Source organism: Terrabacter sp. P2_E3 (genome assembly GCF_056403915.1).
Window position 1 is genome coordinate 71988 of the sequence record NZ_JBFUEN010000015.1, and the last position, 14576, is coordinate 86563.

At 73.8% G+C, this 14576-nt stretch carries 14 protein-coding genes and 1 riboswitch; of the genes, 5 read left to right on the top strand and 9 right to left on the bottom strand.

Annotated elements, in window-relative coordinates:
- Genes AC1DW8_RS18555 through AC1DW8_RS18565 form a run of 3 tightly spaced genes read right to left on the bottom strand, consistent with a single transcriptional unit; the run spans position 1 to position 3559 of the window.
- Entirely contained in the window at positions 1–537 is a 537-nt protein-coding gene (locus tag AC1DW8_RS18555; RefSeq protein WP_478095452.1) for a hypothetical protein, read from the bottom strand.
- Between the two features lie 54 nt (positions 538–591).
- On the bottom strand, positions 592–2922 hold the full coding sequence (locus AC1DW8_RS18560; RefSeq protein WP_478095453.1) for an ATP-binding cassette domain-containing protein: 2331 nt from the start codon (positions 2920–2922) through the stop codon (positions 592–594).
- Positions 2923–2944: 22 nt separating this feature from the next.
- The gene (locus AC1DW8_RS18565; RefSeq protein ID WP_056772225.1) at positions 2945–3559 is read right to left on the bottom strand and encodes an ECF transporter S component; all 615 of its coding nucleotides are present in this window, start codon (positions 3557–3559) and stop codon (positions 2945–2947) included.
- 89 nt (positions 3560–3648) lie between these two features.
- Positions 3649–3765: riboswitch (TPP riboswitch) on the bottom strand.
- Positions 3766–3828: 63 nt separating this feature from the next.
- Here AC1DW8_RS18565 and AC1DW8_RS18570 point away from each other — a divergent pair.
- Entirely contained in the window at positions 3829–4296 is a 468-nt protein-coding gene (locus tag AC1DW8_RS18570; protein ID WP_442276123.1) for a DUF4235 domain-containing protein, read from the top strand.
- Positions 4297–4314: 18 nt separating this feature from the next.
- Here the strand turns inward: AC1DW8_RS18570 and AC1DW8_RS18575 are convergent, their stop codons facing one another.
- Both AC1DW8_RS18575 and AC1DW8_RS18580 read right to left on the bottom strand, forming a co-directional pair.
- Complete coding sequence (locus AC1DW8_RS18575) at positions 4315–4992, bottom strand: response regulator transcription factor (protein WP_478095454.1); 678 nt, start codon at positions 4990–4992, stop codon at positions 4315–4317.
- The gene (locus AC1DW8_RS18580) at positions 4989–6173 is read right to left on the bottom strand and encodes a sensor histidine kinase (protein WP_478095455.1); all 1185 of its coding nucleotides are present in this window, start codon (positions 6171–6173) and stop codon (positions 4989–4991) included. Before AC1DW8_RS18580 ends, AC1DW8_RS18575 begins: the two co-directional genes overlap by 4 nt.
- Before the next feature lie 167 nt (positions 6174–6340).
- Between AC1DW8_RS18580 and AC1DW8_RS18585 the strand changes: the two genes are divergently transcribed.
- Both AC1DW8_RS18585 and AC1DW8_RS18590 read left to right on the top strand, forming a co-directional pair.
- On the top strand, positions 6341–7753 hold the full coding sequence (locus AC1DW8_RS18585) for an MBL fold metallo-hydrolase RNA specificity domain-containing protein (RefSeq protein WP_478095456.1): 1413 nt from the start codon (positions 6341–6343) through the stop codon (positions 7751–7753).
- A 91-nt stretch (positions 7754–7844) separates the two neighbouring features.
- Positions 7845–8054, top strand: a complete 210-nt coding sequence (locus AC1DW8_RS18590; protein WP_056772237.1) for a DUF1918 domain-containing protein — start codon at positions 7845–7847, stop codon at positions 8052–8054.
- Here AC1DW8_RS18590 and hutI read toward each other — a convergent pair.
- Genes hutI through AC1DW8_RS18605 form a run of 3 tightly spaced genes read right to left on the bottom strand, consistent with a single transcriptional unit; the run spans position 8051 to position 11852 of the window.
- A complete protein-coding gene (gene hutI, locus AC1DW8_RS18595; RefSeq protein WP_478095457.1) occupies positions 8051–9247 on the bottom strand; it encodes an imidazolonepropionase in 1197 nt (398 codons plus the stop codon). The two genes, AC1DW8_RS18590 and hutI, sit on opposite strands and share 4 nt — an antisense overlap.
- Complete coding sequence (locus AC1DW8_RS18600) at positions 9244–10590, bottom strand: formimidoylglutamate deiminase (protein ID WP_056772242.1); 1347 nt, start codon at positions 10588–10590, stop codon at positions 9244–9246. The genes hutI and AC1DW8_RS18600 overlap by 4 nt, the downstream gene beginning before the upstream one ends.
- Positions 10587–11852, bottom strand: coding sequence for an allantoate amidohydrolase (locus AC1DW8_RS18605; RefSeq protein WP_478095458.1), 1266 nt, complete (start codon positions 11850–11852; stop codon positions 10587–10589). Before AC1DW8_RS18605 ends, AC1DW8_RS18600 begins: the two co-directional genes overlap by 4 nt.
- Before the next feature lie 53 nt (positions 11853–11905).
- Between AC1DW8_RS18605 and AC1DW8_RS18610 the strand changes: the two genes are divergently transcribed.
- Both AC1DW8_RS18610 and AC1DW8_RS18615 read left to right on the top strand, forming a co-directional pair.
- Positions 11906–12439 (top strand): aminoacyl-tRNA deacylase, encoded by a 534-nt coding sequence (locus AC1DW8_RS18610; protein ID WP_478095459.1) that lies wholly within the window; start codon positions 11906–11908, stop codon positions 12437–12439.
- Between the two features lie 34 nt (positions 12440–12473).
- Positions 12474–12851: a DUF2256 and DUF3253 domain-containing protein gene (locus AC1DW8_RS18615; protein ID WP_056822699.1), complete on the top strand. Its 378-nt coding sequence runs from the start codon at positions 12474–12476 to the stop codon at positions 12849–12851.
- Positions 12852–12888: 37 nt separating this feature from the next.
- On the opposite strand, the gene hutU is transcribed toward AC1DW8_RS18615, so the two are convergent.
- Entirely contained in the window at positions 12889–14544 is a 1656-nt protein-coding gene (hutU, locus tag AC1DW8_RS18620; RefSeq protein ID WP_056772246.1) for a urocanate hydratase, read from the bottom strand.
- Positions 14545–14576: the final 32 nt, after the last annotated feature.

Sequence of the window (14576 nt, forward strand, 5' to 3'; positions counted from 1 at the left end):
TCAGAGACCCTTGACGGTGACGCCGCTCAGGCACTCGACACCCTTGCTCGGCCCGGTGTGGAAGTCCTTGATGGAGACCGGCGCGGTCGCCCCGGCGGCGAGCGTGACGTCGACCTCCTTGCTGGCGACGTCGGAGCCGTCGGAGCTCTTGACGATGAAGACCGCCACGGTGAACGTGTGCTCCTGCGTGTCGGAGTTGGTGAGGGTGCCGGTGAAGCTCCACGACTCACCCGTGGGCGCACACGTCGCGCCCGTGAGGCTCGAGGCCGCGTCGAAGAGGCCACCGTCGCCGGGGTCGGTCGTGTCGACCGGGTCGGGCACGTCGTCGCTCGGGGTCTCGGCCGTGATGGTCGGCTGCACGGGGACGCTCACCGTCGGGGCCACGGAGTCGTCCGGCGACGACGGGGCGGGCTGGCCGCACCCCGCGAGCGCGAGCACGAGCGAGGTGGACAGGCCCAGCGCGACGGTCGGGACGGCATACGCCCGGGGTGTGCGGATGACCCGGGTGGCGGTGCGGGGTCGGCCTGGCATGGGCACGTGCGGCCCCTTCCTGTCGGCAGGTGTGCGCGGCCCATTGTGCCCCGCGAGTCGTCAGGGCAGCGTCAGGCGGGCCGCGACGGCCGCGGCGACCACGACCAGACCGGCGCCGACGGCCAGCGTGTCGGCCGGACGCCACGGCGCTGGACCCGCCCACGTGCGGCGGCGGGCCTCGGCGAAGCCCCGGGCGTCCATCGCGAGCGCGAGCGTCGAGGCCTGCCCGAGCGCGCCGATGAGGAGTCCACCGGTGACGACGACCGCCTCGCGGCCACGGGCCAGGGCTCCGCGGTCGGCCCGGATGCCGCGCACCCGGCGGGTCGTCATGAGCTCGCCCCACAGGGTGTCGAAGGACTGGAGCCGCTGGAGCGCCGCAGTCGCGGCCACGACGGGCCGGGCCGGGAGACGGAGCCGCTGCGCGAGGTGGTCGCCGAGACCCTCCGGGTCGATGAAGCCGACGACGAACGCGGAGGGCACGAGCAGGCAGAGGACGCGCAGGGCAGCCGCCGCGGCGACCTCGACGTCCCGGCCGCCGAGGAGCCACGCCGACCAGGCGACCCCGACGACGGCGAGCGCGGCAGGGGCGAGGCGCGCGAGGACGCCTCGGAGGCGACCCTCCGGCGCGCGGCCCCGGCCCGGGGCGAGGAGGCCGACGAGGCCGAGGACGACCTCGACGGCGAGGACGGCGAGTCCCTGGCGCCACGTCTCGAGCAGCGCGGGCAGGGGCAGGACGCACAGGGCCGCCCCGAGCAGGGCCAGGGGCCCGACCCGGGAGAGCAGCGGGTGCCGCTCGGGCTCCGGGTCGGCGGGTGGCTGGGTGGGTGCGGCGAGCCGGACGACGCGGTCGGCGTCGTCGACGACCCCGGAGTCGTGGGTCGTGACGACGACGGCAGCGCCCTCGTCGCGGGCCGCGGCGAGCACGCCGGACACGGCGGCCCACGTGAGCCGGTCCTGCCCGACCGTCGGCTCGTCGGCGAGGAGGAGGGCCGGACCGTGCGCGACGGCGGACGCCATGGCCAGGCGACGCTGCTCACCGCCGGAGAGCTGGCGCGGGTCGGCCTGCGCGAGGTGCGCGAGCCCGAGGGCCGCGAGCAGGGCGTCGGCCCGCCGGCCGGCGGCCTCGGGCTCCTGCCCGAGCGCGAGCGGGGTGGTGAGCACGTCGTCGCGCACCGTGCGGCCGACGATCGAGGTCGCCGCGCGTTGCGGCACCCAGGCGACGACGCGTGCGAGGTCGAGCGAGGACCACTCGTGCGGGGGCGTGAGCCGGTCCCGCGCGGGGGCGCCGTCGCCGGTCTCGGCCGGGGTGAGCTGCAGCGCGAGGTCGACGGAGCCGCGCGACGGCTCGACGAGCCCGCCGAGGGCGGCCATGAGCGAGGACTTGCCGGCGCCGCTCGGGCCGACGAGGGCCAGGGACCGACCGGCCCGGGCCTCGAGGTCGGCGCCGTCGACGGCGAGCGTCGTGCGGGACCGCTCCCCCAGTCGCCGGCTCCGGTGCTCGACCCGGACGTCGGAGGCGGCTGCGACGACGCGGCCTTGGGGCACGCGCCCGGCTGCCGCGTGCGGCGCCGGCTCGAGGTCGAGCGGCAGCGGCTCGGGGTCCGGCACCCCGGGGACCCAGATGCCCTGCGCCACAAGGGACTCACCGTGGGCGGCAAGGACCGCGTGTGGCTTGCCGTCGGCCACGACCGAGCCGGTCGCGTCGAGGACGACGAGCCGGTCGACGAGGTCGAGCCACCCGTCGAGACGGTGCTCGACGACGACGAGGGTGAGACCGCGCCGCTCGACGACGTCGGCCACGACGGCCCGCACGTCCGCAGCCGTGTCGGCGTCGAGCATGGCCGTCGGCTCGTCGAGCAGGAGCACCGAGGGCTCCATGACGAGCGCCCCGGCGAGCGCGAGCCGCTGGGACTCGCCCCCGCTCAGGGTCGACGGCGCGCTGTCGGGCGACATCGTCAGCCCGACCTCGCGCAGCGCGGCCGCGACGCGGGACGGCATCCCGTCCCGCGGCAGCACGACGTTCTCCAGACCGAAGGCGACGTCACGACCGATGCTCGAGGCGACGGTGCCCGCACCCGGGTCCTGCAGGACGAGGCCCACCGATCCCGGAACCTCCTGTGGCGCATGGCCGCCCACGGTGACCGTGCCCGAGAGCTCGCCGGCGTCCGCGGTGAGCAGCAGCCCGGCGACGCCCCGGAGCAGGGTCGACTTGCCCGACCCGCTCGGCCCGGCGAGCAGTACGCGCTCGCCGGGCTCGAGGGTGAGGTCGAGGCCGTCGAGGACCGGACGGGAGCGCCCGAAGGGTCTCCACGTCAGGTCCTCCACGCGCACGCCGACGCCCGAGGACACCGACGGCGACCGCGCGTCGAGGTGTTCGGTTTCTCGTGCCACCGGCGCCTCCGTCCCCGACGGGTCAGACGGCCCGCTGCTCCCGGACCTCCTGGCCCGGCGGGAACGGGTTGAGCGCACCCGCGGCCGCGAGCAGGCGCGTCAGGCCGACGGCGAGGAGCGAGCCGAGGACGGCGACGGACGCACCGAGCAGGAGCAGGTAGGAGAGCTTGTAGCCCCAGCCCCAGTCGGTCCAGTAGGAGTACCACTCGTAGACGGCCTCGAACGCGCCGCCGAGGAAGCCACCGAGCAGCAGCGGCGCCCAGCTGTAGACGGCATACGCGAAGACGGCGAAGCCGAGCTCGACACCGAGGCCCTGCACGAGGCCCGACACGAGCGTGGTCAGGCCCCACTGCGTGCCGATGAGGGCCGACACGACGGCCGCGAGGAGCTCGGTGAAGACGGCCGCGCCGGGGCGTCGGATGATGAGCATGCCGACGATGCCGGCGACGAGCCAGGGCCAGTTGAAGAGGGCACCGAGGGGCGGGAAGGCCGCCGACACGGCGTTCGACGGGACGGCGTAGACGAGCCCCCAGGCCCAGTACGCGACGCCGAAGGCGACGCCGAGGAAGGCGCAGGTGAGCAGGTCGATGGTGCGCCAGCGGGTCAGCGGACCGCTCGCGGTGATGGTCGTGGACATGGTGTGTCTCCCGGGTTCCAGTGGATACGTGTGGATACCTGGGGGAAGCCAGCCGGACGGCACGCGTCGATGACGTGTGCCGTGCGGTGGCCTGAGAAATACCGACTTCCTTCGCCGGTGCTAACCGGAGCAGGTTCGAGGGTCTGCGGCTCGGCCCTTCGGGCTGCCGCACTCTCAGCGCGTGACGCGCTCCCCTGTCGTGATGGGTGGGTGGTGCTCTTCAGTTGTCGGGGTGACTCTACTCCGCAGCACGTGGGTACAGTCACGGCATGGGATCCAAGGACTCGAAGAAGGCCACCAAGGCGCTCGGCAGGGCGAAGGCCAAGGCCGAGGACGCCGCCACACCCCGCACGCCGCTCGGCGGCCCGGTGTGGAAGATCCTCAGCGTCGGCTCGACGATCCTCGCCACGAAGATCGCGACGGACGCGACGCAGAAGGGCTGGAAGCTCGCGACCGGCCGCAACGTGCCCGTCAAGGGTGACTTCGAGCGCGAGCGCACCCGCGACGTCATCCTCTTCACGGCGCTCTCGTCGATGGCCGTGGCCACGGCCCGGGTCGCCGTCGAGCGCGGCGCCGCGAGCTACTACCGCCGCTCGACCGGTCACCTGCCCAAGGCTCTCGAGGACGAGAAGGTGTCGCCCACCGACAAGAAGGCCTCGAAGAAGGTCGCCAAGGGCAAGGCCAAGGCCGAGCGCGCCACGAAGAAGGCCATCGACAAGGCCACCGGCGGCCGCTGAGCCCCGAGGCGTCGTCCCTCAGGGGTCGCCGACGCGGACGAGCCCCGTCTCGTACGCCAGCACGACCATCTGCACCCGGTCGCGGAGTCCCAGCTTGGCGAGGATGCGCCCGACGTGGGTCTTGACCGTCGCCTCGGCGACGAAGAACGTGGCGGCGATCTCGGTGTTGTTCAGGCCCTTGCCGACCGCCTCGAGCACCTCGCGCTCTCGCTCGGTCAGGACGTCGAGCCGCTCGAGGCCGGACGGCTGCGCCGGGCTCGCGAGCACCGGCAGGAAGCGGTCGAGCAGCCGCCGGGTCGGGCCCGGGGCGACGACGGCGTCGCCGGTGTGGACGGCCCGGATCGCCGAGAGCAGCTCCGACGGGCCGGCGTCCTTGAGCAGGAAGCCGGCCGCCCCCGCCCGCAGGGCCGCGTAGACGTACTCGTCGAGGTCGAAGGTCGTCAGGACGAGCACCTTGGGGGTGTCGCCGCGCTCGACGACCCGGCGCGTCGCCTCGATGCCGTCGAGCCGCGGCATCCGGATGTCCATGAGCACGACGTCGACGTCGCGGCCGGGCAGCGCGTCGAGCGCGGCCAGCCCGTCGGCGCACTCCGCGACGACGTCGATGTCGGGCTCGGCGTCGAGGACCATGCGGAAGCCGGCCCGCACGAGGGCCTGGTCGTCGACGATCATGACCCGGGTCGGTGGGTCGGTCATCGCTGCCCCTCCGTCGGCATCGTCGCGAGCACCTCGAAGCCGCCACCGGCACGCGGCCCTCCCGTCAGCGTGCCACCGTGCACGGCGACCCGCTCGCGCATGCCCGGCAAGCCGTGTCCGCGCCCGTCGTCGACGCTGCGCGCACCGACCCCGTCGTCGCACACCGAGATCCGCAGCGCCTCGTCGGTCTGCTCGACGTCGACGACGGCGCCCGCGGCCGGACCGGCGTGCTTGATGACGTTGGTCAGCGCCTCCTGGACGACGCGGTATGCCGCGAGGTCGAGTCCCACGGGCCGGGCGCGCTCGGTGCCGCGGACCGTCAGCGTCACCGGGACCCCGGCCGCGCGGACTCCTGCGACGAGGTCGTCGAGCTGGGCGACCCCACCCGTCGGTGCCAGCTCGACGCCCGACTCCGGGTCGCGCAGCACGCCCACGAGACGGCGGGTCTCGGTGAGGGCGTCCCGGGCCGTCGACCCGATGGTCTCGAGCGCGCCCACCGACCGGGCGAGCGCGCCCTCGGGACTGCGCTCGGCCGCATACGCGGCGCCGTCGGCCTGCACGACGATGACCGACAGCGCGTGCGCCACGACGTCGTGCATCTCGCGGGCGATGGCCGCGCGCTCCTGCTGGGCGGCCAGCCGGAGGGCCTGATCGCGCTCGCGCTCGACCCGCTCGGCGCGGTCCTGGAGGTCGGCGAGGCGCTGGAGGCGAGCGCGCTTGAGGTCGCCGAGCGCCCACGCCGCGAGGGAGGCCGCGGCGCACGCGACGAAGGTGAAGACGAACTCGCCGGGACCGGGCACGCGGCCGCTGACGGCGGTGAACCGTGCACCGGCGATGGCCGACCCGAGCGCCGCGACGCCGAGACCGGCGAGGCGCACGGCGCGACGACGGTCGTAGGCGGCGAGCGAGTAGAGCGCGACGAGGAAGGCGATGTCGCCGGGCAGCAGGCTGCTCGTCGGGACGACCCGGATCGCGAGCGCGATGCTGACGACCGAGAACGCCGTGGCCGGGTGGGAACGCCTCCAGATGAGGGCGAGGTCGGCGAGGCCCACGACCGCCCAGCCGATGCCCTGGCCCTCGCCGAGCACGACGAGCCCGAGGAGCGCGAGGAAGACCGCGAGCGGGACGTCGAGGAGCAGCGGCCGGCGCTGCAGCCAGTCGTAGACGCTCCCCTCGCTCACGTCCCGAAGCCTACGAGGACGACGGGGTCGGGTCGTCAGACCGTGGTCGCAGATGCCGGCACCGACACGCGGGCACGGACGGCGCGGGTGTCTCCATCGTCACGCCCCGAACCCGGGTCGTCGGCTCCGGGCCGGGAGGACGATGGAGGTGGACCCGAGGAGGGGCCATGAGCAGTCACGGGAGACCCGAGCGGCACGGACCGGCGCCGGCACTGACGTTCCTCGGCGCGGCCGGGACCGTCACCGGCAGCAAGTTCCTCGTCGAGGGCGAGGGGGCGAGACTCATGGTCGACTGCGGCCTCTACCAGGGCGAGCGGCGCTGGCGGTCGCTCAACTGGGAGCCGCCTCCCGTCGACCCGGCCTCGGTCGACGCCGTGGCCCTGACCCACGCCCACCTCGACCACTGCGGCTACCTGCCGGCGCTCGTCCGGGGCGGCTTCGACGGGCCGGTGCACGCGACGTCCGGGACCGCGGCGCTCGCGGCCGTCATCCTGCGCGACAGCGCGCACCTGCAGGAGGAGGAGGCCGAGGGCGCCCGGCGGGGAGGCTGGTCGCGGCACGACCCGCCACTGCCGCTCTACACCGTCGGCGACGCCGACGTGGCCGTCGCGGCACTGCGCCCCGTCGGCGACGACGCAGCAGTCCGCGTGGGCGGCTCGAACGGGTCGACCGTGACCTTCGTGCCGGCCGGCCACATCCTCGGCAGCTCGAGCGTGCTCGTCGAGGTCGACGGGGCGAGCGTCCTCTTCTCCGGTGACCTCGGGCGGCCGGACCACCCGGTGCTGCTGCCCCGGGCCCGACCGCCGGCTGCCCGCACCGTCGTCGTCGAGTCGACGTACGGCGACCGCGCCCACCCCGAGGTCGACCCCGAGCACCACGCCATGGCCGACGCGATCCGGCGCACGATCAGGCGAGGCGGCAGCGTCGTCGTGCCGGCCTTCGCCGTCGACCGCACCGAGATCGTCCTGCTCGCGATCGCCGACCTCGTCGCGAGCGGCGCGATCCCCGACGTGCCGGTGTGGGTCGACAGCCCGATGGCCCTCGCGGCGCTCGAGATCTACCGCGACCCGACCCACGCAGCGGAGGTGCGGCCGGGCGCCCTCGACCGGCTGCGCCGCCTGTCCGGTCTGCGGACCGCGCACAGCGCGGAGGAGTCGATCCGGCTCAACACCCCGGGCACGCCCTGCATCATCGTGTCGGCCTCCGGCATGGCGACCGGCGGACGCGTCGTGCACCACCTGCGCCACCTGCTGCCCCAGGCGCGCAACACCGTGCTGCTCACCGGCTACCAGGCCATCGGCACCCGAGGCCGCGACCTGCAGGCGGGGGCGCGCGAGCTCAAGATGGCCGGGCGCTACGTGCCGGTCCGGGCCGAGGTCGTCACCCTCGACGACTTCTCGGTCCACGCGGACGCCGACGAGCTGCTCACTTGGATCGGCGAGATGCCGCACCCTCCGGAGAGCGTCCACGTCGTCCACGGGGAGCCCGCGGCCGCGCGGGCGCTGGCGGACGGCATACGCGAGCGGTTCGACTGTGCCGTCTCGGTGCCGCGCCTCGGCGAGCGGGTCCTGCTCGACTGAGGTCTCGTCGGTCACTCGGCCCGCGAAGTCCTTCCCGCCGGGGCGAAGAGGTGGTGTCCTTGGAGGACAGCCCAGCGCGAGGAGGTGTGCCATGGAGGCACGGGTCGGTGACCGCATCACGATGGCCGCGGAGCACGTCGGTCAGAGCACGCGCGAAGGGACCATCCTGGAGGTGAAGGGTGAGGGCGGCGGCCCGCCCTACGTCGTCGAGTGGTCCGACGGGCACACCGGGATCATCCATCCCGGACCCGGTTCGGTGCTGCGCTGTGAGCACCCCGCCGACGACGCCGCCGGTTCCTAGAGGTCGAGCGCTCGCACGATCGGCACCCCGGCCCGGTAGGCCAGGTGCAGGTGGCTCGGCGCGTCGATGACGGCCAGCTCGGCGGGCTGCCCCGGGGCGATCCGACGGTCGAGGCCGAGCGAGCGCGCCGAGACGGCCGTCGCGGCGTGCAGCGCCTCAGCGGGCGTCATCCCCATCTCGCGCACGGCGAGGGCGATGGCGAAGGGGATCGACGACGAGTAGCACGTGCCGGGGTTGCAGTCGGAGGCGAGCGCCACGTCCACACCGGCGTCGATGAGGGCCCGCCCGTCGGGGTAGGGCGATCGCGTCGAGAACTCGACGCCCGGCAGCAGGGTCGCGACGGTCGTGCCCCGGGCGGCGGCGAGCGCCTCGACGTCGGCGTCGTCGAGGAACGTGCAGTGGTCGACGCTGCGCGCGCCGAGCTCGCAGGCCAGACGGACGCCCGGGCCGGGGCCGAGCTGGTTGCCGTGGACGCGAAGGGCGAGTCCGGCCGCGCGGCCCGCCTCGAGGATCGTGCGCGCCTCGTCGCCGTCGAAGGCGTGGGCCGAGTGCGGCTCGCAGAAGACGTCGATGCTCTCCGCGAGGCTCGTCGGCCCGTCCGCGGTGACCGCGTCGAGCATCGGGCCCGTGACGAGGTCGACGTAGGCCGCCCGGTCCGACGCGTACTCGGGCGGCACGACGTGCGCGCCGAGGAAGGTCGTGTGCGGGGTGACCTCACGGGCGATGCGGAGGCTGCGCAGCTCGTCATCGAGGGTGAGGCCGTAGCCGCTCTTGATCTCGACGGTCGTCGTGCCCTGGGCGCGCATCTCGGCGACCCGGGCCGCGACGAGGGCTCGCAGCTCGTCGTCGCTCGCGGCCCGGGTGGCGGCGACCGAGACGGCGATGCCGCCACCGTCGTAGGGCGTGCCGGTCATGCGCGCCGCGAACTCCGCCGAGCGGTCACCGGCGAAGACGAGGTGCGTGTGCGAGTCGACGAAGCCGGGGATGACCGCGCGGCCGCCGAGGTCGCGGCGGGTGTCGGCGTCGGGGGCCTCGTCCGCCGGTCCGACCCACTCGACCAGGCCGTCGGTCGAGACGACGAGGGCCGCGTCACGGACGACGCCGAGGAGGGCGTCTCCGCGGTCGGCGTGGCCGTCACCGCGGGCCGGGTCGTTCGTCGTCAGCTCCGCGATGCCCGTGAGGAGCAGGCTCACGCGTGCACCCCTCCGACGACCCCTCCCGCGACGCGGTCGATGGCGCCGACGAGCATCCGGCCGACGTCGCCCATCCGGTGGTGGCCGTCGCTGACGACGACGTCGCCCCCGACGACGACGGTCGACACGTCGGACGCGACGCATGCGTAGATGATCTGGTCCTGCGCGGCGCCCGCGGTGTTGACCGTGTCGGTGCGCACCGTGACGAAGTCGGCGAGCGCCCCCTTGCTCAGGTGGCCGCCGTCGGACCAGCCGAGGGAGCGGTAGCCGTTGAAGGAGGCCGCGAGGAGCAGGTCGTTGGCCGAGAAGCGGTCGCGCTCGTTCGTGACGAGCCGCTCGTGCATCTCGAGCCCCCGCAGCTCCTCGAACGGGTCGATGACGACGTGCTGGTCGGAGCCCAGCGAGAGCGGGCTGCCGGCGTCGTGGAGCGCCCGTGCCGGGCCGATGCCGTCGGCGAGGTCGCGCTCGGTCGTGGGGCAGAAGCACGCACCCGTGCCGGTGCCGCCGAGCAGGTCGATGTCGCGGTCCTCGAGGTGCGTGGCGTGCACGGCCGTCGAGTGGGCACCGAGGGCGCCGGCCTCGTCGAGCAGCTGGGTCGGGCTGGCGCCGTAGAACATCTGGCAGGCAAGGTTCTCGCCGTGCTGCTCCGACAGGTGCACGTGCAGCGGCAGGTCGCCGACCGCCTCGACGACGCGCGGGAGGTCCTCGCGGCGCACCGCACGGACCGAGTGGATCGCCGCACCGAGCCGCACGCGGTCGGTCTCGGGGCGTCGCTCGGACATCCGGGACGCCCAGGCCTCGACGGTGCCGTCGCTGAACCGGCGCTGGCCCGGGTGCAGCTCGACGTGGCCACCGCCGTTGAGGCCGCCCTCGAGGTAGCACGTGTCGAGCAGCGTGAGCCGGATGCCGGCCTCGTCGGCGGCCTGACGCACCGCGAGCCCCATGGCGTTCGGGTCGCGGTAGGGATGACCGCCCGGGCGGTGGTGGACGTAGTGGAACTCCCCCACGACCGTGATCCCGGCCTGCACCATCTCGGCGAACACGGCCCGCGCGAGCGCGAAGTAGGTGTCGGGGTTGAGCTGCTCCGCGGCGGCATACATCTGCTCGCGCCAGCTCCAGAAGTTGCCGCCACCGCCGTTGACCCGGCCCCGGAGGGCGCGGTGGAAGGCGTGGCTGTGCGCGTTGGCCATGCCGGGCAGCGTCACGCCGGCGAGGCGGACGTCGTCGGGCTCGGGGTCAGCGTCGACGAGGACCTCCTTGAAGAGGCCGTCCTGGGTCACGAGGCGGACCCGTCGCGCGAATCCTCCTGTGAGCCAAGCACTCTCGCACCAGAACGCAGTCATCGGGCGTCGCTCATCGACTCGGGGTCCTTCCCTGTGCACAGCTCGGTCACGACGGCTGTCAGGGCCGTGACCCCATGGTGACAGTCATCCGTGCTCGCGAGCTCGGCGGGTGAGTGTGAAACTCCTGTGGGGTTGCGGACGAAGAGCATCGCGCTCGGCACGCCGTGCGTCGCGAGGATGCCCGCGTCGTGCCCGGCGCCCGTCCCGAGCAGGGGCGCGTCGGGGAGGACACCGCGCAGCCTGCCGACGAGTCCGGTGTCGAAGGTGGTCGTCGGCGTCCACGACTCGGGGGTCGTCGTGGCGCCCAGGCGGCCGGCCTCCGACGACACGGCATCGACCGCCGCGTGCACGACGTGCTCGCTGCGGCCGCGGACGTCGAGCCAGGCCGTGACGTGGCTCGGGATCGCGTTGACGCCTCCCGGGACGACGTGGACCTTGCCCACCGTGGCGACGCAGCCGAGCCCGACGGCATACGACCGGGCTGCCTGGATGACCGTGGCGAGGCCGATCATCGCGTCCTGCCGATCGGCGATGCGCGTCGTGCCGGCGTGGTTGGCCTCGCCCGGGATGTCGACCCGCCAGCGGCCGTGCGGCCAGATGTCGGTGCCGATCGCGACGGCCCGGCCCGGGTCGGTGAGGTCCTCGCTGCCGTCGGGGGCGAGCGCGAGCGCCTTGCCCTGCTCGACGTGCAGCTCGATGAAGCGGCCGACGCGTCGCACGGTGTCGTCGTCGCGGCCGAGGGTCTCGGGGTCCCGGCCCGCGCTGCGCCAGGCCTCGGCCATCGACACGCCGTCGGCGTCGGTCAGCGAGCGGGCCCGGTCGGCGTCGAGGGCCCCGGTGATGATGCGGGAGCCCGCACAGGCGATGCCGAAGCGGGCCCCCTCCTCGTCGACGAAGTTGACGACACCGAGCGGCACGTCGGGCTCGAAGCCGGCGTCGCGCAGCGCGTCGACGGTCGCGAGCGCGCTGACGACGCCGAGCGGGCCGTCGAACGCGCCGCCGTCGGGCACCGAGTCGAGGTGGGAGCCGATGACGACGCCGGGCGTCGTGTCGGGGTCGCCCCACCAGCCCCACTGGTTGCCGGCCCGGTCCTCGACGAGGTCGAGGCCGCGGGCCGCGCACTCGGCGGCGAACCACTCCCGCAGGTCGTGGTCGGTCCGGGTCCACGCGTAGCGGCGGTAGCCACCCGAACCGGCGTCGCGACCGACGGGCTCGAGATCAGCCCACATCCGGTCGAAGCTCGTCGTCGTCACCTCGATCACCACTCCTCGCAACGCCGGCGTCTGCGTCCGGCTGTGTAACTAGGCTCTGTCCCATGGATCCTGACCGCGATGACACCGCCGAGCGTAGTGACTCGGGCCCGGAAACGCCGATCCGCACGCCGGCGGTCGACGCGATCCTCGCGGCGGGCATCGAGCACACGGTGACCCGGCACGGGCGCGTCTCGAGCCTCGAGGAGGCGGCCGCCGCTCGGGGCATCGAGCCGCGTGACCTCATCAAGACCCTCGTCGTGCGCCGGGCCGAGGACGACCACGTCTTCGTCCTCGTACCCGGCGACCGCACCTTCTCGTGGGCCAAGGTGCGTGCCCTGCTCGGCACGAACCGCATCTCGATGCCCGACGCCGCGGCCGCGAAGGCCGTCACCGGCTACGAGCGCGGCACCATCACGCCCTTCGGCTCGGCCGCGCGCCTTCCCGTCATCGCCGACACGCACCTCGTCGGGCGCCGCATCTCGCTCGGCGGTGGCGGCCACGGGATCGGCCTCACCGTCAACGGCGACGACGTCATCCGTCTCTTCGACGCGACGGTCGCCGACATCTCCGACGAGGAGGTCCGCAAGGACCGTTGACGCCCCCGCGGTCCCGAGGGCGCAGACTGTGCACATGTCACGCACCCCGCTGCCCACCAAACCGTGCGCTCGATGCGGTCGCACGATCACGTGGCGCAAGGCCTGGGAGCGCGACTGGGCCACGGTGCGCTGGTGCTCCGACAACTGCCGCAAGCACGGCCTGACCCCCGTCGACCTCGAGCTCGAGGACGCCCTCACCAAGCTCGTCAGGGCGCACGCCGCCTCGGCCACGGTCGACCCGTCGGAGGCGGCTCGAAAGGTCGGCGGCGCGGACTGGGAGGCGCTCGTCGAGCCCGCCCGGAACGCCGCCCGAAGGCTCGTCGCCGCCGGGCGCGCCCAGATCATCCAGGGTGGCCGGGTCATCGACCCGGACCACGCGAAGGGCCCGATCACGGTGCGCCGCCCCCGCTGAGCGGTCCGCACGACCCCACCGGACGGCATACGCCCTCTCAGCCCTCCTGCATCGGGACGCGGACACCGCGTTCGTGCGCGACGCGGTCGGCGATGTCGTAGCCGGCGTCGACGTGGCGGATGACTCCCATGCCGGGGTCGTTCGACAGGACGCGCGCGAGCTTCTGCGCGGCGAGGTCGGTGCCGTCGGCGAGGGAGACCTGGCCGGCGTGGAGGCTCCGGCCGATGCCGACGCCGCCGCCGTGGTGGATCGAGACCCAGCTCGCGCCCGAGCTCGTGTTGACGAGCGCGTTGAGCAGCGGCCAGTCGGCGATGGCGTCGGAGCCGTCGGCCATCGACTCGGTCTCGCGGTAGGGGCTCGCGACGGAGCCGCTGTCGAGGTGGTCGCGCCCGATGACGATGGGCGCCGAGATCTCGCCCGTGCGCACCATCTCGTTGAACTTCAGGCCGGCCTTGTCACGCTCGCCGTAGCCGAGCCAGCAGATGCGGGCAGGCAAGCCCTGGAAAGCGATCCGCTCCTGCGCACCCCGGATCCACTTGTGCAGGCGGTCGTTGTCGGGGAAGAGCTCGAGCACGGCCTTGTCGGTCGCGGCGATGTCGCGTGGGTCACCCGAGAGCGCGGCCCAGCGGAACGGGCCCTTGCCCTCGCAGAAGAGCGGGCGGATGTAGGCGGGCACGAAGCCGGGGAACTCGAAGGCGCGGTCGTAGCCGCCCTGGCGGGCCTCGTCGCGGATCGAGTTGCCGTAGTCGAAGACCTCGGCGCCGGCGTCCTGGAACTCGACCATCGCCTTGACGTGCTTGGCCATCGAGGCGCGGGCGCGGTCGGTGAAGTCCTCGGGCTTCTTCTCGGCGTACTCCGCCCAGTCGGCGACGTCGACGCCCTCCGGCAGGTAGCTGAGCGGGTCGTGCGCCGACGTCTGGTCGGTGACGATGTCGATCTCGACACCCCGGCGGAGCAGCTCGGGGAAGACCTCGGCCGCGTTGCCGACGACACCGACCGACCAGCCGCGACGCTCGCGCTTGGCGGCCATCGCCTTCTCGATCGCGTCGTCGAGGTCGGTCGCGACCTCGTCGAGGTAGCGGTGCTCGACGCGCCGGTGCAGGCGGGCCGGATCGACGTCGACGATGAGGCAGGCGCCGTCGTTCATCGTGACGGCGAGCGGCTGCGCGCCGCCCATGCCGCCGCAGCCGCCGGTCAGGGTCAGCGTGCCGGCGAGGGTCCCGTTGAAGCGCTTCTCGGCGACGGCCGCGAAGGTCTCGTAGGTGCCCTGGACGATCCCCTGGGTGCCGATGTAGATCCACGACCCGGCCGTCATCTGGCCGTACATCGTCAGGCCGAGGTGCTCGAGGCGGCGGAACTCGGGCCACGTGGCCCAGTCGCCGACGAGGTTGGAGTTGGCGATGAGGACACGCGGCGCCCACTCGTGCGTCTGCATGACGCCGACGGGACGACCGCTCTGGACGAGCATCGTCTCGTCCTGCTTGAGCGTGGTCAGCGTGCGGACCATCGCGTCGAAGGACTTCCAGTCGCGGGCCGCGCGACCGGTGCCGCCGTAGACGACGAGGTCGTCGGGGCGCTCGGCCACCTCGGGGTCGAGGTTGTTCATGAGCATCCGCAGCGGGGCCTCGGTGGCCCACGACTGCGCCGTCAGGGTCGTCCCACGCGCCGCGCGGACGGGTCGTGCACCTTCCATGTCACTCTCCTTCGAGGTGGAAAACGTTGGTA